We start from the raw sequence: 19,493 nt of genomic DNA, 5'->3' as shown, positions 1-19,493 counted from the left end.
TAAGACAGCTAGTTTTAATGTATTCTTCCTCTGTGAGAGACTTTTTCGCCGCAGCAGGAATTTTCCCTTAACTAGTGGAGGTATGTTACAAACAGCTGTCTCAGATAAAGGTAATCTGCTTACGCACAAACCCCGTTTTACGGAGAGCCGGTTCCTTGTCACCTTTGGGTTTGTGGTTTCGCTTTTCATGCTCTGGGGCATTGCCATCACCATGGGCGATGTGCTGAACCGGCATTTTCAGAACGTACTGAACGTGTCAAAGGCCGAATCTGGATTGGTGCAGTTCTCCATCTTTGGAGCGTATGCCGTCATGGGCATTCCGGCGGGGCTATTTATGAAACGGTTTGGGTACAAGAAGGGGGTTTTGCTGGGGCTTACGCTTTATGCCTGTGGCGCGTTCCTGTTCCTGCCCGCCGCCAATGCCGAATCTTTCGGTTTCTTCCGGATTGCGTTGTTCGTGCTGGCCTGCGGCCTGGCGACACTGGAGGCGGTAGCGCACCCCTTTGTGGCTTCTTTAGGCGATGAGCGCACGAGTGACCAACGCCTCAACTTCGCGCAGGGTTTTAACGGACTAGGCGCGGTGATCGGTCCGCTCATTGGAGGCTATTTTATTCTGCGCGTGGGAGGCGACACCCAGGCAGGCTTGGACTCCGTCAAGACGCTGTACCTGAGCATTGGTGTTCTCATCACGCTTATCGCAATTGCCTTCTCCTTTGTGAAAGTGCCCGCCCTGAAAGATGCCCACGTCCTTGACCCTGATGCCTACGAAGTGGCGGCCACACCCCAAGACCTGAAAGCACCCAAGAAGCTGTTCCAGCACCGGCACTTTGTATGGGCCTTCATTACCCAATTCTTCAACGTGGGGGCCCAGGGCGCCACTTGGGCCTTTTTCATCAACTATGGCGTGGAGAAAATGGGTCTCAATGATGAAACAGCCTCCTACTATTTTTCCCTGAGCATGGTCATGATGATGCTGGGAAGGTTCATTGGGACGTACCTGATGCAGTTCATCGCCCCAAACAAATTGTTGGCTGCTTTTGCATTGGCCAACATGGCCATGTGCCTGATCATCGCCCAAAGTTGGGGCTGGCCTTCCTTTATCGCCCTCCTGATGCTTAATTTCTTCTTCAGCATCATGTTCCCCACCATTTTCAGCTTGGGTCTGAAAGATCTGGGGCCCCATACCCAGCAAGCCTCTTCCTTTATAGTGATGGGCGTGGTGGGCGGCGCCGTGTTCCCTCCGCTCATGGGCCTTATTGCAAACCAAGACGTAGCACAGGCCTACTATCTTCCCATTCTTTGCTACACTGTCATCTTCCTCTTCGGGTACCGTCTATACAAACCCTGAATACTTGCCAGATTGTCCGCTGAAGAACCAGCCTTCTGTTTTGAGCCAGTTTTCTTGTGAACAGGCGCAAAACAGAAGGCTGGTTCCTATGCTTACCCGACAGGACATCCCTCCAAAAATTCTAAACGCTAAGGAACTCGGTTTTACCCCAACGTTAAAAGGCAGTAATCTGAAAATCCGTTTCAAGGCCAATTTTCAGAAAATAGTCCTAAAACAGCTGTAAAAACCAAATGGTGACAGCATTTGATTTACCCGCGCCGGTCTCAAAACCTACCAAAGGCCTTCTGCAACAACTAGCACAAGGTTAAGATTTTAGCAAAAAAATCACTAAATTAGATACATCTACTCACAGCCTTAGAGCCAAAGTTATTTAAAGACAAATTTTCATCATACTACATACAACCTCCATTTGGCCTTAACCGCCGTCTTGCCTGAAGAATAACGCTTAGAATTACACTGGGTCCCCGTTAATTCTCTAGAATATGCTGCGTTTCTTATTGCTGTTCTTTTTGGCTTCGCTTTCCTGGGGAAATTTGGTTTTAGGCCAACCATCTATGGGCAGGTCTTTCGCGGTGCAGCAGCTAGACAGCCGGAACGGGTTATCCAACAGCTGCGTCAATGCCCTCTACCAGGATTCTGATGATTTGCTTTGGATAGGGACGTATGACGGCCTGAATGTGTACGACGGCTCTAGTTTCCATATTTTCAATTACCACCAGAAGGGCCAAGGCAAAAGCATCGGGAACAACGTCATCACCTACCTTTCTGAAGACGCTGCCAAAAACATCTGGATTGAAACCAGCGAAGGCATCTCCCGCTACAGCAAAAGAACCGGTGAGTTTTCTAACTACTTTTATGAAAACGGCAGACAAGTAGAGGCACAGGTTTTAGCCATCTGCCCCCAGCAAGGGGTATTCTGCATAATTCAAGAAAACGGGAAAACCGTGGGGAAACACTTCAACGCCGCCACGCAGGTGTTTGAACCGTTTCAGTTCCCCTTCCCTTTAGCGAACGTCTCAGATCTCAGTTTTGATGCCCAAGGGAATCTTTGGATTCTGAATCAGGAACGGGTAGAGGTCTATTCTCCTCGCAACAAAACTTTCCAGATAAGCGCCACTTTACCTGTTAAGGCAGCACAACTCTTCGTGCAAGGGAAAAATATCTTTCTCCTGGAAACCGGCACCCATACGCTCTGGGAAGTCTCTCCTGTAACCTTGCAGGCGAAAGCAGTTGCCTATTTTCCAGAACCCATCAAAGCTTTCGTAGAAGTTCCTTCCGGGTTTCAGGTGGCTTGGGCAAGCGGAGGCGTCGGGAGCTTTGATCACCGTTTCCAGCCGTTGGCGTTGGGCAAAGAACTCCAGCTCCTGAACAGCGTTGCCGCTACTTCTTTCTGGACCTCCAAAGACCAAACCATTTGGGTGGGAACAGATGGCAACGGCATCCTGAAAATAGCGCCCAACTACCGGTTATTCCACAGCATTTCTGAACTGCCCACCGGGGCGCCTTTCAAAGCGGTGCGGGCTTTCAGCGAGGTAGGCGAAGAGATTTGGGTGGGCACCAAAGGAAACGGGATTATCAGGTTTAACTATAGCCCCAAACTGCGGCAACTGGAAGCGGAGCCACTCTCCTACTCGGCGCCGCACCAACTGGAGAATAATGCGGTGTATGCCATCCAGCCCGGAAAAGAAGGATTGGTGTACTTGGGCACCGACGGCCCAGGGATTACGCTGTATGATACGGAAACCCAGAAGTTCACGAAATGGAAGGACGTAGCGGGCAGCCACCAGCATGCGGCGTTCGCCTCGGTATATGCCGTGTTGCCGGACCAGGACAGCTCCGTTTGGCTGGCCACCAGCGGCTACGGTTTAGTCCATTTAAAACTCAGGGCCCAGAAGTCAGGGAAATGGGCAGTCCAATACCTGGAGCGTTTCCCTTTCCACGGTGATGACAGCGGCCCGGCCAGCAACGTAATCTTCTCCCTGCTGGCGGGCCAAGGAAACTATCTGTGGCTGGGCTGCCGCAACGGAGGGCTGAGTTTATTCAACAAAACCACGCGCAAATTCCGGCATTTCAAAGCTTTCTCTGAGGTTGAGGGCCTGTCGCATAATGATGTGCTTTCTTTGTACAAAGATCGCCAGAACCGCCTCTGGATAGGTACCAGCTATGGGCTGAACTGGGTCCAGGAGGACCAAGTACTCCAGCGAAAATTGATCTTTCAAAAGCTGACCACCGAGGAAGGCTTGCCCAACAACTCCATCCACGGCATCTCTGAGGACGGCAAGGGCAACATCTGGGTCAGCACCAACAATGGCCTAGCCCGCATCAACCCCGCCTCTCTGCAGGTAGACCGGTTCCAGTCAGAGGATGGCTTACAGGGCAACGAGTTCAGTGACGGCGCCGTGTGGAAGAATGCCCAAGGAATGCTTTTCTTCGGGGGGATTTACGGGTTCAACTACGTGAACCCAGACGAGATCCAGGCCAGTGACCGCCAGGTAAACCTGCTGGTCACGGATTTGCAACTGGGCAGTAAGATTTACCGAAATGCCTATGGCCAGCTGGTGCTTCGGCCAAGCCAGAGACAGAAACCGGAGAACTTCACCGTCAGCCGCCGCGAAGGTTTTTTTGATCTCCGCTTGAAAGCCATTGACTTCCAAAAATCAGAGAAATCACAGTACGCTTATCTGTTGGAGGGAGCAGACCAAGCCTGGGTGTACTCCAACACCAATGGCCGGATCTCGTACCGCAACCTGGCGCCTGGCACCTACACCTTCAAAGTGAAATGGACGAACGGCGAAGGCAAATGGACGCAGGAGGCCGTGCTGTTCCGGGTAACCGTGGACCAATACCTGTGGCTGAGCTGGCAGGCTTTTCTGTTCTACTTTGTGGTGACGGTGGTTTCCCTCTACGCCTACTCCTCTTACCGCCGGAGTCGCCTGGAAATGAAAAACCAGCTGGAGTTGGAACATCGCCTGCGGCTGAAAGACGAAGAGATTCACCAGGAGCAGTTGGGTTTCTTCACCAACATTGCCCATGAACTGCAGACGCCGCTCACGCTCATCACCGGCTCTTTGGAACGCTACCTTCAGAAAAAGGAACCGCAGGCGAAGTCGGGTGACAGCGCTTATTTCCTGTCCCTTGTACAGCAGCACACCTCGCGGCTGCATTACCTGGTGAACCAGATTCTTGAGTTCAGGAAGGCGCAGGAAGGCCACCTGACGGTGCATTACAGCTATGTGAACGTCTCGGCGCTGCTGGCCAACATTGCCGAACTCTTTACGCCTTTGGAAGAGCAGAAAAATCTTCGGTTCACCACGCACATCAGCCCGGCAGTGCTGGGCTGGACCGATAAGGACAAGCTGGAGAAAATTGTCTTCAACCTGCTCTCCAACGCCTTTAAACATAGTGGGCTTAACCAGGAAGTTGTCCTAACGGTGACCGAGGATGCCGCTGCGCACCAAGTGCAGATCACGGTGGCCAACTCAGGCAGTAATCTGTCGCCGGAGCAACTGCAAAAGCTCTTTGAGCGGTTCTTCGTGCTGGATGGGACGCAGAAACAGAAGTTCAGCTTCGGGATTGGGCTGGCGTTCACACAGGAACTGGTTTCGCTGCTCAACGGGCAGATTACTGTGCAGAGCTCTGACGATTGGGTGACGTTTACTTCCACTCTTCCTATCGCTGCCATTCCGAGCGTAACAGGGCTCACCCGAGATAATGTGTTGCAAGACAAACCCTCTCCGCTGCTGCACGCCGCCACGCACCAACCTCAGAAACAGAACGCACAGCCCATCTCCCAAAACAACAAACACGCCCTGCTCCAAAGCTTAGCCCCAGATCATAAGCCCATGGTGCTGCTGGTAGAAGATGAGGCCGATATTCGTTATCTCCTGCGGGACCTGCTGGAAGAGGATTTTTTGATTTTTGAGGCCGAAAACGGCCAGAAGGCCCTGGAGCTGCTGGCCAAAACCCTCCCCGACCTGATTATCTCCGATATCATGATGCCAAAGATGGACGGTCTGGAGCTTTGCGCCCGATTAAAAAACACGCCAGAAACGTGTCACATTCCGGTGGTGCTGCTCACGGCCCGGGGCACCCTGGAGGAAAAAGTGGAAGGCTATGACGCCGGCGCCGATGCCTACCTTCCCAAACCCTTCCACACGGCCCACCTGCTGGTGCGGGTCCGGAAACTTCTGGAATACAAGAACCGGCTGCACCAACTGTTCCAGAAAGACAGCTTCACCGTTTCCCTGGACGAAAACCACCTGGAAAGCACCGATAAGGAATTCCTTTCCAAAGTTCTCCAACGCATCGAAGCGCACCTGGACAACCCCGACCTGAACGCCGCCCTGCTTGAAAAAGAGCTGATGCTGAGCAGAATGCAGCTGTACCGCAAGCTCAAAGCCCTTTCGGCCATGACCCCCGCCGAGTTCATCAAACACGTGCGCCTGCAGAAAGCGGCGGCTCTGTTGCAGAACACCAACCTGAGCGTGTCTGAGATCTTCTACCAAACAGGCTTCAACAACCAATCTTACTTTTTCCGAGAGTTCAAGAAACGCTACGAGTGCCCCCCTAATGAATTCCGCGCGCACCACCGCATCCAGGCCTGACCTGCTTTAGCCTTGTTTTTCAGAAAAGACCCTTAAAACGAAGTCTCAGGGGAATCGTCAACCATTAGAAGGTTCCTCCATCATGCCGCAGCAGGTCCCTTCTTTGAGCGAAGCAAAGCCTCAGGGCTGCTTCTGATTTCTGGCTTCTTTTCCTGAAAACAGCCTGAAAACGGATAGTCATTGTCTTCTTCTTTTCGGTCAAGGCACTCCGTTTCAAAAGCACCAGATCATCCGCAGCTGAGCCGCTCTGAAAGGGGGAACCTTGCTTCAACCAGAAACCCTGCAAAACAGCGTGCCATTGCCGGTTGATACTATAGTACACCACATTGTGACTCCAGTACATAGCCAACGGATAGACAAATTATACATTTGATTCACCCCCGTTTCCTAGTGCGCTGGGGAATGACACGGCCGCACCAAATTCCTAAAAAGAGTTTCTACCCGCTCTGGCGGCCTTTGCCGGGCCAGAAGTACCAAGTAAGATCACCTCCATTCATGTATCCTTAACTAACAGACATTATGCACAGAACATCTACTCACGAGGCACTGCCTCTCCCTCAGAAGACATTCCCGGAAACAAGGCGGTGGAGGCTGCGCTTCCTGGGGATGTTGCTGCTCTGCCTGTTTTTGGTGACTCAGGCCTTTGCCCAGACCTTCACGGTGGGCGGCGTGGTGCGCGATGATACTGGCTCTGGGTTAGCGGGGGTCACCGTGCAACTGAAAGGGGCCACCACCGCCACCGCCACCAATGCAGACGGCAGCTACTCGTTGACCGTGCCTAGCGGAAGCGGTACCCTGGTGTTAACCTACATCGGGTTCCAGACCCAGGAAGTCGCCATCAATGAACGCGCTACCATTAACGTCACACTGGTCACTGACCAACAGGCGCTGGACGAAGTGGTAGTGGTGGGTTATGGCACGCAGCAGAAAAGCCAGGTTACTGGGGCCATTTCGTCCATCAAAGGGGCCAGCCTGGCCCAAACACAGGCAGTAGATTTGAGCACGGCGCTGCAAGGGCAAGCCGCGGGCGTGAACGTCACCTCTCCCACCGGCGCGCCAGGTACTGAGGCCGTGATAAGAATCAGGGGAATCGGTACGCTCAACAACAGCAATCCGCTCTTTATTATTGATGGCGTGCCGGTGACCGGCGGGTTGAACACCATTTCGCCCAACGATATTGAGTCCATTGAAGTGCTGAAAGACGCCGCTGCCTCGTCCATTTACGGGGCCCGGGCCGCCAACGGCGTGGTGCTGGTGACCACCAAATCAGGCAAGGCCGGGAAAAACGAGATTGCCCTGGAAGCCTCCTACGGAGTGGCCAGTCCCATTGGTTTACCCGATATGGTGAGCACCGCCGAGTTCATTGAGTTGCAGAACGAAGCCTTTGAAAATGACGGCGCCACCACCCGCAACAACGACAATGCTTCTACTCTACCCAATACCGACTGGTTGGATGCCACTTTCCGCACCGCCGCTATTCAGCGGTACAACCTGAGTTTTTCCGGAGGCAACGATGTGACCCGGTATTACATCTCCGGCAATATGGTGAACCAGGAAGGCACCATCCAGAACTCAGAGTTCAAGCGCTACGGCCTCCGCTCCAACGTGAGCAGCAGCGTGAAGAAATGGCTGACCGTGGGCGAGAACCTGAACCTCACCTATGACTACACCAAAGCGCTGGGTGCCTCCGGCGATGGCGGCCGGCCCGGAAGTTTGCCCGGCGTGGTGCGCTACGCGCTGCTTCGGCCCAACGCCGTTCCCGTTTATGACCCGGCTTCCGGATTTTACACCGATTTGCCGCCGGCCTCGCTCTACCAGAACCCCATTTTCTACGGCGATGCCAAAAACCCGCTCGCCATTGCTGACTACCGCAACCGGGCCCTGGACCGCTACCGAGCCGTGGGCAACATTTACGCTGAGGTCGGCTTCCTAAACGATTTCCGCCTGCGCACTTATGCCGGGCTTGATTTCTCCCTGCAGGAACAGCAGCAATACAACGGCCAGATTCCCGGCGACCGCACCACCCTCTCTGACAAAGACAAGTCCCTGGACAAATTCAGGCACCGATACTACACCCTCAACTGGACCAATACCCTCAATTACAACCATAATTTCAACGAGGCTCATGACGTAGGTTTCACCTTGGGTACCGAGTACGTGACCTTCAAGGTAGACTACCTGTCGGCGGCCCGCAACGGCTACGATAACCGTACCGATGTCAACCCAGATCTGCAATACCTGGACTTCGGGTTGGGGCAGCAGTTCAGCAGCGGTGTGCAGGAAGAATGGGCCTTGATGTCCTATTTCGGGCGCGTTTCTTATGCGTTTAAGGAAAAATACCTGCTAACCGCCAACCTTCGGGCCGATGCCTCCTCCCGCTTCAGTGAGAACAATAGAACCGGATATTTCCCATCGGTATCGGTGGGCTGGAACCTGGCGCGGGAGAACTTCATGCAGAACGTGACCTGGGTACCAGACCTGAAATTGCGCGCCAGTTGGGGCGAATTGGGGAACCAGGAAATCGGGCTGTATCCGTTTGCCACGCTGTATTCCACTTCCAACGGGGTGTTGCAGCCCATCAGCTTAGGGAATCCCGACGTGAAATGGGAAACCACCGAGCAGACCAACGTAGGCCTGGACGCCTCGCTGTTCCAGGGCAGGATAAATCTGAGCGTGGATTACTTCGATAAACAGTCCCGCGACATCCTTATCCAGTTACCGGCCTCCTACACCAACGGAGACGCCACGCCGCCTTACGTGAACGGGGCCAAGCTCTCGAACAAAGGCTGGGACTTCTCGCTCAATTACCGCCAGAGCACCGGCGGCTTCACCTGGGATGTGACCGGCAACCTGACTACGGTGAAAAATCGGGTGGTGTCGCTGTACCAATCCAAAGAGCAGATCCTTTCCTCCGGCTCGGGCAGCGTGATTCTGCGCGAGGGTTTGCCGCTGAGTGCGTTTTACGGCTATAAAACCAATGGGCTGTTCCAAACCGCGGAAGACGTGCAAGGCTACGTGAATGCCACTGGCGAGCAACTGCAGCCCAACGCCGAGCCTGGCGACATAAGGTTCGTGGACGTGAACAACGACGGCAAGATTGACGATGCCGACCGCACCATCATAGGTGATCCCAACCCCGAGCTCTTGTACAGCCTGAACGGCACCCTCAGCTTCAAAAACTTCGACCTGAACCTGTTTTTCAACGGCGTGTACGGCAACGAAATCTACAACGAGGTGGACAACATCATCAACAGTTTTGATGCGCGCGGTTTCAACGTGAAGCGGGAGTTCTATGAAGAGCGCTGGAACGGTGAGGGTACCAGCAATTCCATGCCCCGGGCCACCTACCAAGACCCCAACAACAACCGGCGCTCCTCTGACCGGTACGTGGAAAGCGGCTCTTACCTGCGCCTGAAAAACGTGGTGCTGGGCTATACCCTGCCAGGTACCTTGATGCAAAGTGTGGGCATCAGCAGAGCGCGGGTGTACGCCAGCGCCCAGAACCTGTTCACCATCACCGATTACGGCGGCATGGACCCAGAGCTATACACCAATGAGAACCTGGCCAACTACGGCGACCTGGGCCGGGGCATTGACATGGGCACGTATCCGCAGTCTCGCATCTTCACCTTCGGGTTGCAGTTGGGCTTCTAATTTCTTCACCCAAACTATCAGACATGAAAAAGTATATTTATAGCCTGTTTTTGCTAATAGTCCTGCAAACCAGTTGCCAGGACGAGCTGGACAAACTCCCGCAAGGGAAACTCACCGAAGGCAACGTCTTCACCCAGGCCAGTGATTTCCAATTGGCCATTGACGCCGTGTACCTGCCCTTGACCAACCGGTTCCGGGGCAATTGGGAGTGGGAAAACGGGGCTTCCATCCCCCGTGAATGGGTCATTGGGGATGTTATGAGTGATGATGCCGTAAAAGGAGGCGGCGGCTTGGGCGACCAGGAAGATATGCGAAGGATGGAGACCTTCAATATCTTTCCCGAGAACAACAATGTCCTGGGCATCTGGCGCTTCAACTACAAAGGCATCAACGCCGCCAACACGTTTCTGCAGCAGGACGGGAGCAACGTTGCCGGCCTCAGCGCTGACCTCTACAACCGCATGCGCGGCGAAGCCTACTTTCTGAGGGCGTTCTACTACTCTCGGCTGGTGGTCAACTTTGGTGGGGTACCACTTATTGCCCCTGAACAAGGCAAAACCGACAATACGGTCCGCGCCTCGGTGCAGGAAGTCTACGGCCAGATTGAAAGCGACCTGGCCCAGGCCATGCAATTGCTGCCGATGAACTATACCGAGGACGCCAATTACCACCGCGCCACCAGCGGAGCGGCCCATGCGCTGCTGGCCAAAACTTACCTATACCGCCAACGCTGGCAAGATTGTTTGAACGAGATCGCCGAGGTGCAGAAATCAGGCTACATGCTGCTGCCGGAGTTTGAGGACAACTTCAATGGCGAGGGCGAGAAAGGCAAGGAAATCATCTTCGCTTCCCGGCACGAGGCAGGTTTGGTGCCCTCGCAAGGCGCTATCCTGAACGCAGTGTTCGCGCCGCAGGGCAAAGGCTGGGGCTTCCTGATTCCTACGCAGGACCTGGTAGATGAATTTGAGACGAACGACCCTCGGCTAAAAGCCACTGTGTTCATGTCCGGAGACAAGTGGGTGGACGGCTCTGACTATAACCCTGCCTGGTCTCCGCTCACCGGCTACAACGTGAAGAAATTCATGAGCAACGTGACACCCATTGACGACGGCGGCGTGGACTATATCTACATCCGCTACGCCGATGTCCTGCTCTGGAAAGCCGAGAGCCACGCCCAGCTAAACCAACTACCCGAGGCCCGGGCCGCGCTGGAACAGGTAAGGGCACGCTCCAGAAACCAAGCCAGTGATCCCTCGGTGCTGCCGGAAGTTACCACCAACAACCAGCAGGAGCTGCTTGACGCCATCCGGCACGAGCGACGGGTAGAATTGGCCTTTGAAGGGCATCGCTACTTTGACCTAGTGCGCTGGGGCATCGCCGATGAGGTGCTGGCAAAGGCTCCGGACGCTGATCCGCTCAAAGGCTACAAAGACTACGGCAACGGCTGGCAGCCCAGCAACGCCCTGCTGCCCATTCCCCGCCGCGAGGTTGATTTACTGGGCTTACCGCAAAACTAGGCCAAAAACACCCCGGTTCCGCAAGCGCGGAGCCGGGCTTCTTCTCACACCAAAAACCGCCAACCACTATGAAACATATATGCAAGAAGATTGCCATCCTGAGCCTGCTTTTACTTGTAGGGTTCACCAGCTGCCAGAGCAAACGGGAGAAAACCGAGCAGGCCCAAGCCTCGGCCACCACGCTGAATACTCCTGAGGATTGGATGCTGGGCCCCTTCGTGAAAGCCGATGCCGCCAACCCGGTGCTCATCCCAGACCCTGATGCCATGTTCTATGACCCCATCCGCAAAGACTCCGTGGCCTGGGAAGCCAAAGATGTGTTTAACCCCACAGTGGCCGTGCGCAACGATACGGTGTACATGCTGTACCGCGCCGAGGATAAAATTGGGAAATTTGCGGGGACGTCGCGCCTGGGGCTGGCCTACAGCACCGATGGGCTCAAGTTCACCAAGTACCCGGCCCCGGTGCTTTACCCCGATAACGATGCCTACAAAGCGCTGGAATGGGAAGGCGGCTGCGAAGACCCGCGCATGGTGGAAGACGAGAACGGCACGTATTACCTCACCTACACCGCGTATGACGGAAAAACTGCCCGCCTCATGATTGCTACCTCCAAAGACCTGCGGAACTGGAAAAAGCATGGCTCGGTGTTTGGGAAAGCTAAAAACGGCAAATACATCAAGTACTGGACCAAGGCGGGTTCCATCATCGCCCGGCAGGAAGGCAGTCGGTTGGTGGCTACCAAGATTAACGGCAAGTACCAGATGCTATGGGGCGAATCGAATATCTATATGGCTACTTCGGACAACCTGATTGACTGGACCCCGGTCCCCGAGACCGATCCCACCAAAGCCAAACCAGACAGCATGCGCGGCTACGACGAGGCCTTCAAAGTAGTGTTCCAGCCCCGCAAACACGAGTTTGATAGCGAACTGGTAGAACCCGGCCCGCCCGCGCTGCTCACCGACCGTGGCATTGTCTTCATCTACAACAGCAAAAACAGTCCCACCTACGGAGACACCACCTTAGCCGCCGGGAACTACGCCGCCGGCCAGGTGCTGCTGGACAAGAACGACCCGTTCAAAGTGCTGGCCCGCACCTCCAAATGGTTCATTACCCCAGACAAGGACTACGAGATCAACGGTCAGGTAGACAACGTTTGTTTCGTGGAAGGTCTGGCGCCGTTCAAAGGAAAATGGTACCTCTACTACGGCACCGCCGATTCCAAAATAGCGGCTACCGTGGCGAACCAGAAAGGCACCAACACGGCCACCGCGGCGAAGTAGGAACTGACCTTACCTGTTCAAACGGAAAGAGCCCGCAGTACGCTGCGGGCTCTTTCCGTTTGAGGCCTATTTTCAGTAAAACAGGCCCGAATCATGTTCTATTTGAACGGAGAATTCGGCTCCTTTTTCATTTGGTTGTACACCAGTTTATCAGTGAGGCCGGGCAGAAACTTACCTAAAAGGACCGCCAGCTTGCCTTGGGTGGTAAGGACCAGTTCGCGCTTGCGCTTGCGGGTGGCTGCCAGAATATGGTCGGCGACTTCCTCCGCGGACATCATTTTGCTCTCATCCCGCGGAGATTCCCCCTGCTGGCTTCCGTCGGCGGAAAGGGCGGTGTTGCGGATGTTGGAGGCGGTGAAACCTGGGCAGGCAATCATCACGTGCAGCCCCTGTTGGAGCGTCTCGGTACGGAGGGAGCCCAGAAAGCCCTGCATCGCAAACTTAGAGGCCGAGTATCCTGTGCGGCCCGGCAGACCTTGGTAACCGGCAATGGAGGACACCCCAATCACCGATCCTTTGCTTTGGAGCAGGTACGGCAGCGCATATTTGGTGCAGTACACGGTTCCCCAGAAATTGATGTCCATCAACTGCCGGATCACGTCTAAATCCACATCTTGGAACAAGGCCCGCATGCTGATGCCCGCATTGTTCAGCATCACGTCTATTCGCCCGAACCGGGCCACGGTTTCCTCAATGAGGCGGCGGCAATCGGCTTCCTGGCTTACGTCGCCTGCCACAGCCAGATACTGTACGCCGGCTTCTTGCAGCTCCTGACCTACTTCCTGCAACTTTTGGGTATTTCGGGCCGAAATCACGATTTTTCCACCAGCCCGCCCGAACGCCAACGCACATGCCCGGCCAATGCCAGACGACCCGCCGGTGATTATAACAACTTTATCTTTCATGTATTATGAGATCATCTGCTGCTTGGCAGCCGCCGCAAATCTACGATAAGTTTTGCACCATTCGCCTCTCTCCTCTCCACCCACGGCGTCTTGTGGCTTCAACATTAATCCCTGCCACGTGGGGGTAAACAGTGGTTAAGGCGTCTTTACTTCTAACCACCTTTAAAAAGGGGCCTTACTACGTTTACCATGAAAAAATTTCTTCTCTCCATCGCAGCGCTCTTAACCATGGCTGCCGATGGTTTCTCCCAAGCTCCGGCCGGTACTTCACTGGAGTATCGGCCGGTTCAGTTCTCTGTCACTCCTGGGTTGGGTTCCAACGGCAAACAAAGCGAGCAATTTTATACTTCCTTCTCCTTCGGGGTGCTGGGGGATAAAAGCGGAGGCGTAAGCGGACTCCAACTCAGCGGATTGATCAACCGGAACCACTCTTACGCCAAAGGTCTGCAGTTGGCCGGGCTTATCAACACCATTGGCGCGCTTCCCAACCCCCTTCACTTGGCGTATCGTTTTAACCCAGATTCCACCGTTTCGCCGGAGGTTAACCTGGAAGGCCTGCAACTGGGCGGAATCCTAAACTCGGTGGAGGGGGATGCGAACGGAGTTCAGATAGGCGGCGTCATCAATACGGTTACCGGGGTACTGAACGGCCTGCAGTTGGGCGCCATTAACCGAACGCGTCACTCTAAAGGTCTGCAAATTGGCGTCATCAACATCGCGGATTCCAGCAGCGGCGCCACCTTGGGCGTGGTGAACATTGTGCGGCACGGCGGTTATTACCGGGCCGAGCTTTGGGCCGGGGAAACGTTTCTGGCCAATGGCGCCCTTAAAATGGGTACCCAAAAACTTTACAGCATTTTCGCGCTGGGCTGGGGTCCGCACGAAGGGAAGCACCATTTTGGTTACGGGTTGGGCCTGGGTTTTCCGGTGAACCCCAAAGGCATGTTCCTGGATGTGCTCATTTACCAGGTAAACGAAAACAGGTTCTGGACCAACGGCTCCAGCAATCTGCTGGAACAAGTGCGGCTCACCAAAGAACGGGATTTCGGGAAAATTGCGCTGCTGTACGGGGCTACGCTCAACGTTTTTGTCTCTAACCGGAAACCACTCAAAACCGGCGAGGACCCGGGCATGAAACTGGAGCCCTGGCCCCTGTTTGAGAACATCTCCAGGCAATCGCGCGTGGCGGTGTGGCCTGGATTGAATCTTGGTATCCGGGTGAAATAAGCCTTAAGAAGCAATATGGCAAAGCCAATCAGTTTTAGGCTCGTTTTCCCGAAATCCGCTTTGAACTGGAGCACCTGCAAGACCGGAAATGCGCTGATGTGCAAGCTGAGCATCGGAGTTGCTTTTTCCTGAATAATCCTTTCTCCTGTTTCAAGGCCGATTTTCTGAAAACTCCTTTAAAACGCATTTGCAGGAACAAGCGGCTGGGCAGAGTTTTCTTCGTATTTTTGCGGCATCGTGAGAAGACACAAGAAAAGAAAAAGCAAATACAACATCCTTCCGCAGCTTCGGGTGGAAGAGATGGCCGCCGAAGGCAAGTGCCTGGCCCGTTACGAGAACCTGGTGGTTTTTATCTCAGACGTAGCCCCCGGCGATGTGGTGGACGTGCGCGTGACCAAGGAGAAGAAGAATTTCCTGGAGGCCGTGCCCGTGCATTTCCATGAATACTCAGAAATGCGCACCCAGCCGTTCTGCGAGCATTTTGGCGTGTGCGGCGGCTGCAAGTGGCAGCACATCCCGTATGATACCCAGCTGTTTTTCAAGCAGAAACAGGTCAACGACAATATTGAGCGCATTGGTAAGGTCAGAGGTCATGAGATGCTGCCCATTCTGCCCTCAGACCGGGTGAGTTTCTACCGCAACAAGCTGGAGTTCACGTTCTCAGACAACGCCTGGCTCACCAAAGAGCAGATAGACAGCGGCGTGGAATTGGAACGTCGGGCCTTGGGCTTCCACGTGCCGCTGCGCTTTGACAAGATCGTAGACATCCAGCACTGTTACCTGCAGCCGGCCCCGTCTAATGACATCCGCCTGGCGGTGAAGAAATACGCGCTGGAGCATAACCTGGCGTTCATCAACCTGGTGAAACAGGAAGGCTTTCTGCGCAACCTCATCATAAGAACGGCCAACACCGGCGATTTGATGGTAATTCTACAGGTATTCGAGGACCGGTTTGACTTGCTGCAGCCCTTGCTGGATCATCTGTTAGCGGAATTTCCGCAGATCACCTCGCTCCATTACGTGGTCAACAACAAGGGCAACGAGACGTTCCATGACTTGGAGGTGGTGTGCTACCACGGCGAGCCCTACATCCATGAGCAGATGGAAGGTTTGCGGTTCCGGGTGGGGCCTAAGTCATTCTACCAGACCAACTCAGAGCAGGCATACAACCTCTACAAACTCACTCGCGAGTTCGCGCTGCTCAACGGCCATGAGATTGTGTATGACCTGTACACCGGTGCGGGCACCATCGCCAACTTCGTGGCAAGGTCTGCCGCGCAGGTGGTGGGCATTGAGTACGTGGCCAGCGCCATTGAAGACGCCAAAATCAACTCGCAGATCAACGACATCACCAACACGCATTTCTACGCCGGCGACATGAAAGACGTGCTCACGCACGATCTGTTTGCCAAACACGGCCGCCCGGATGTGATCATCACCGATCCGCCTCGCGCCGGCATGCACCCAGATGTGGTGGCCCGCCTGCTGGAGGTGAAAGCCAGCCGTATTGTGTACGTGAGCTGCAACCCCTCTACCCAAGCCCGCGACCTGGAGATGCTCTCAGAACTGTACGATGTGGTGAAGATCCAGCCAGTGGACATGTTCCCGCAGACCTACCACGTAGAAAGCGTGGCGCTGCTCACCTTGCGCGGCTAATCTCTGCTATTACCCAAAGCGTTTGGGGGCTGTTTTCTGAAAAACAGCCCCCAAACGCATCTCTTTCGTAAGATAATACGTGCTACCAGATACGCACTACTTGACACTCCCATGCAAAACGATCCAGAACTGAACGGTAAATACCTGGGCACCATCACCAAAGACTTTGTGCAGGTGTCTGATACGTTGAAAGAGGCTTCTTACCTCATCAGAAAGCGCGATATCTCCAAGTACCCCATTTTTGTGTTCTCCAAGGAGGTCACCAAGATTGGCGGGCTGATCATTGCCGCCGAGGAGCGCCAGTTGGACTGGAACATCAACGCTTCTTACCTGGAGGACTTTGTGGGCCGCAAACTGGTGCTGGAAGACAAAATAGAGGATTTCCAACAGGCCTACCGTGATGCCGATGAATATTGCTGCCTCTTTGTGGTGGACCGCGACTTCATGAACTTCGTGTTCGTTCCCTACCCAGAGGATTAAGGCATATCCCTGTTTTAGACCTGATTTTTTGAAAGTACCCTCTAAACAGCAAGCCCCAACTTCTATCAGGAAGTTGGGGCTTGCTGTTTAGTGACAATTGATGCTTACCCGAAGTGGTTCCAGCCTTGCGCCTTGATGGGGAAAGAGTTGCCGCTCGGGGTCACCAACCGCACCCCCTCGCCGGCATCGGTGATGTTCCCGATGATGGTGATATCGGGGTGGTTCCTGATTTTATCGAAATCGGCCATTTTCACGGTGAAGAGCAGTTCGTAGTCTTCGCCGCCGTTCAGGATGCAGGTTACGGGGTCCAGTTTGAATTCCTCAGCGGTTTCCAAGGTCTGCTGGTCGGCGGGCAGTTTGTCCTGGTAAATGGCCGCTCCTACCCGGCTCTGCGAGCAGATGTGCAGCAACTCAGAACCTAATCCATCGGAGATATCAATCATGGACGTGGGGTGCACGCCCAGTTCCTTCAGCTCATGGATCACATCCATGCGGGCCTCGGGTCTCAATTGGCGGCCTACCACGTAGTCTTTGCCTTCCAGTTCGGGCTGGGTCTCGGGGTCTGCCAGGTACGCCTGTTTTTCGCGCTCCAGCAGCTGCAGGCCCAGGTAGGCGCCACCCAGGTCGCCGGTCACGCAGATGAGGTCATTGATTTGGGCCGTGCTGCGCAGCACCGCTTTTCCTTTCTCCACCTCGCCCAAAGCAGTGATACTAATCACCAGCCCACCGCGCGAAGCCGTGGTGTCGCCGCCCACCAGGTCCACGTTGTAACTCTCGCAGGCCAGACGCATACCGGCATACAGTTCTTCAATGGCCTCCACGGTATAGCGGGCGCCAATGGCCAAACTCACCACAATCTGGGTAGGCACGGCGTTCATGGCGGCAATATCAGATACGTTCACGGCCACGGCCTTGTAGCCCAGGTGCTTCAAAGGGCAGAAGGTGAGGTCAAAGTGCACGTTCTCCACCAGCATATCGGTGGAAACCACAATCTGCTTCTGACCCGGCTCCAGCACCGCGGCATCGTCGCCAATGCCCACCACGGTAGACGGCTGGTTCATTTCAATGTTTTCCTGCAAGCGGCGGATCAACCCAAATTCGCCCAAGGTGTCTAAAGAGGTATATTCTGACATATTGTATCTACTTATCGTACTTTTTCATCCTATTTGATAGGAGATATACGTTTTCGTCTTATTTTTAGAAAAACTTGCCTAAAACGCAAAGATAGCTTTTCCACGGCACCTTTCATTGCAAAGAATTCCGGGGCTCCAGGCAAGTAAATTTGCTAACGGCCGTTCGCATTAGTAGCTTTGATTGTAAACAGTACCCTCTATGTCCAGCACCCAATTGTCGCGCAAAGAACAGATAGACCAAGTTGCCACTTCCCTTTTCAAATCCAGGGGTTTCGCCGCCACCACCATGCGGGATCTGGCGCTGGAACTGGGAATCGAGGCCGGAAGTCTTTATTCGCATATCAAATCAAAGGAGGATATCCTGCAGCGCGTCTGCTTTAAGATGGCCGATGAGTTCAATGCCGCCTTTGACGAGGTGAAGACCAAAGACGTGCCGGCGGCCGAGAAACTGCGCCTGGCCGTGGCGGCCCACGTGCGGGTACTCACCAAGAACCCACCGGCGGCCGGGGTGTTCCTCAACGAGTGGCGCCATCTGAGCGAGCCCTCCCTGAGCAAGTTCCATGACATGCGTTTCCAGTACGAGGAAAGCCTGCGGGAGATTGTGCGCGAGGGAATCGCGAGCGGAGAATTCAAAGTCACCGATGAGAAATTCGTGGTTCTGACGCTCCTCTCTAGCCTTAACTGGTTGCACATGTGGTATAAACCCGAAGGCAAGATGAGCCCGGACGAGATTGCGGAGTTCCTCTCCAACTTGCTGCTCAACGGCCTCAAAAACTTCTAGTTCAGGCAGTTTCAGCAGTCTCTTTATAATTTCGCAGGCTTTAAGGCGTTCCCACAAAAGAATTGAACGGCCCTGCTCGCCTTTGCTTTTCCTTTAGATAAGGTTCCGCGGGTGGGTATGCGCTGTAACGGGAAAGGGAGCTGTTACGTTTGCAGGGTGTCTGGCCTACTTTCTGGCCCGCCTGAGCATCATAACAGGCGTACTCTTATTTACAAAAGAAAGCATGAGAAAACATATAATCTTTGGGCTATCCGTGGCGGTGATCCTGGGTATGGCTGGCTGCTCCAAAGACTCCGGCAGGTCTGGCCCCCTGGCCCGTCCCATATCAAATGAACAGTTAAAAGAGGAACTTACGGTCCTGTCTGACACCCTCAACGGCAAGTGGAAGGTGATGATGTGGAGCGATAGCCTGAAAACCCAACAGATGGAGGAAATGCTGGCGGCCATTCCGCCGGCCGCCATGGAAGCGCAGCAGCGCTCCGAGCTGCAAAAGGCCCTCCGCCGCCTGCGTACCTTGCGCTATGACCGCAACACCGTGCGTGACTCTGACCGCATTGATGCTTATGATGCCGCCCAAGACTCTGTATGGAACGCCCTGCGCGCTTTCCTACCCGAAGACGGCCCTACCGGCGTTCCCCGCGTTGATTCCTTGAACCAGTCCATCACTGCGCACCAGACCGAGACCGTTTTCTACCGCGGCCGCTATGACCAAACCGCCAAAGAACTAAACACGCTGCTGCGCCGCTACAAAAAACAGGTACCCAAACTGGGGAAACCCTTTGACACCCTGCAGCCCGCCCCGCTTTTCCAATGGGTAGACAAGAACGCCAAATCCACCGAGGAGAGCGAAGAAACAGGATCATAAAGCCTTTTAGTTATCCGACTGGAACAGCCAGAAAATC

Annotated in this window: 12 protein-coding genes; 10 read left to right on the top strand and 2 right to left on the bottom strand. The window is 54.4% G+C overall.

What is annotated here, in order from left to right; genetic code table 11:
- Nucleotides 1-82 precede the first annotated feature (82 nt).
- From fucP to FOA19_RS20235, 5 genes are all read left to right on the top strand, one after another.
- Complete coding sequence (gene fucP / locus FOA19_RS20255) at nucleotides 83-1,348, top strand: L-fucose:H+ symporter permease (RefSeq protein WP_149092654.1); 1,266 nt, start codon at nucleotides 83-85, stop codon at nucleotides 1,346-1,348.
- Nucleotides 1,349-1,902: 554 nt separating this feature from the next.
- Nucleotides 1,903-5,952 (top strand): hybrid sensor histidine kinase/response regulator transcription factor, encoded by a 4,050-nt coding sequence (locus tag FOA19_RS20250; RefSeq protein ID WP_190300486.1) that lies wholly within the window; start codon nucleotides 1,903-1,905, stop codon nucleotides 5,950-5,952.
- 606 nt (nucleotides 5,953-6,558) lie between these two features.
- Nucleotides 6,559-9,606, top strand: a complete 3,048-nt coding sequence (locus FOA19_RS20245; protein ID WP_190300485.1) for a SusC/RagA family TonB-linked outer membrane protein — start codon at nucleotides 6,559-6,561, stop codon at nucleotides 9,604-9,606.
- A 23-nt stretch (nucleotides 9,607-9,629) separates the two neighbouring features.
- Nucleotides 9,630-11,123, top strand: coding sequence for a RagB/SusD family nutrient uptake outer membrane protein (locus FOA19_RS20240; RefSeq protein ID WP_149092651.1), 1,494 nt, complete (start codon nucleotides 9,630-9,632; stop codon nucleotides 11,121-11,123).
- Between the two features lie 68 nt (nucleotides 11,124-11,191).
- Nucleotides 11,192-12,409 carry a glycoside hydrolase family 130 protein gene (locus FOA19_RS20235; RefSeq protein ID WP_149092650.1) on the top strand — a complete coding sequence of 406 codons (1,218 nt, stop codon included), beginning with the start codon at nucleotides 11,192-11,194 and terminating at the stop codon, nucleotides 12,407-12,409.
- A 98-nt stretch (nucleotides 12,410-12,507) separates the two neighbouring features.
- Here the strand turns inward: FOA19_RS20235 and FOA19_RS20230 are convergent, their stop codons facing one another.
- The gene (locus tag FOA19_RS20230; protein WP_149092649.1) at nucleotides 12,508-13,314 is read right to left on the bottom strand and encodes an SDR family oxidoreductase; all 807 of its coding nucleotides are present in this window, start codon (nucleotides 13,312-13,314) and stop codon (nucleotides 12,508-12,510) included.
- Between the two features lie 189 nt (nucleotides 13,315-13,503).
- Here FOA19_RS20230 and FOA19_RS20225 point away from each other — a divergent pair, with 189 nt between their 5' ends.
- From FOA19_RS20225 to FOA19_RS20215, 3 genes are all read left to right on the top strand, one after another.
- Complete coding sequence (locus tag FOA19_RS20225) at nucleotides 13,504-14,541, top strand: LA_2272 family surface repeat-containing protein (RefSeq protein WP_149092648.1); 1,038 nt, start codon at nucleotides 13,504-13,506, stop codon at nucleotides 14,539-14,541.
- A gap of 237 nt (nucleotides 14,542-14,778) precedes the next feature.
- Nucleotides 14,779-16,197, top strand: a complete 1,419-nt coding sequence (gene rlmD, locus FOA19_RS20220; RefSeq protein ID WP_149092647.1) for a 23S rRNA (uracil(1939)-C(5))-methyltransferase RlmD — start codon at nucleotides 14,779-14,781, stop codon at nucleotides 16,195-16,197.
- A 111-nt stretch (nucleotides 16,198-16,308) separates the two neighbouring features.
- Nucleotides 16,309-16,677 carry a hypothetical protein gene (locus FOA19_RS20215; protein WP_149092646.1) on the top strand — a complete coding sequence of 123 codons (369 nt, stop codon included), beginning with the start codon at nucleotides 16,309-16,311 and terminating at the stop codon, nucleotides 16,675-16,677.
- A 104-nt stretch (nucleotides 16,678-16,781) separates the two neighbouring features.
- On the opposite strand, the gene thiL is transcribed toward FOA19_RS20215, so the two are convergent.
- The gene (thiL, locus tag FOA19_RS20210; RefSeq protein ID WP_149092645.1) at nucleotides 16,782-17,810 is read right to left on the bottom strand and encodes a thiamine-phosphate kinase; all 1,029 of its coding nucleotides are present in this window, start codon (nucleotides 17,808-17,810) and stop codon (nucleotides 16,782-16,784) included.
- Nucleotides 17,811-18,009: 199 nt separating this feature from the next.
- On the opposite strand from thiL, the gene FOA19_RS20205 reads away from it, so the two are divergent.
- Both FOA19_RS20205 and FOA19_RS20200 read left to right on the top strand, forming a co-directional pair.
- A complete protein-coding gene (locus FOA19_RS20205; RefSeq protein ID WP_149092644.1) occupies nucleotides 18,010-18,591 on the top strand; it encodes a TetR/AcrR family transcriptional regulator in 582 nt (193 codons plus the stop codon).
- A 223-nt stretch (nucleotides 18,592-18,814) separates the two neighbouring features.
- Complete coding sequence (locus tag FOA19_RS20200; RefSeq protein WP_149092643.1) at nucleotides 18,815-19,456, top strand: hypothetical protein; 642 nt, start codon at nucleotides 18,815-18,817, stop codon at nucleotides 19,454-19,456.
- The last annotated feature ends 37 nt before the right edge of the window (nucleotides 19,457-19,493 follow it).

Source organism: Rufibacter hautae, assembly GCF_008271695.1.
In the GTDB taxonomy this organism is placed as follows: Bacteria; Bacteroidota; Bacteroidia; order Cytophagales; family Hymenobacteraceae; genus Nibribacter; species Nibribacter hautae.
The sequence above is the reverse complement of the archived record's forward strand: the minus strand, read 5'-3'. Positions and strand labels throughout refer to the sequence as shown.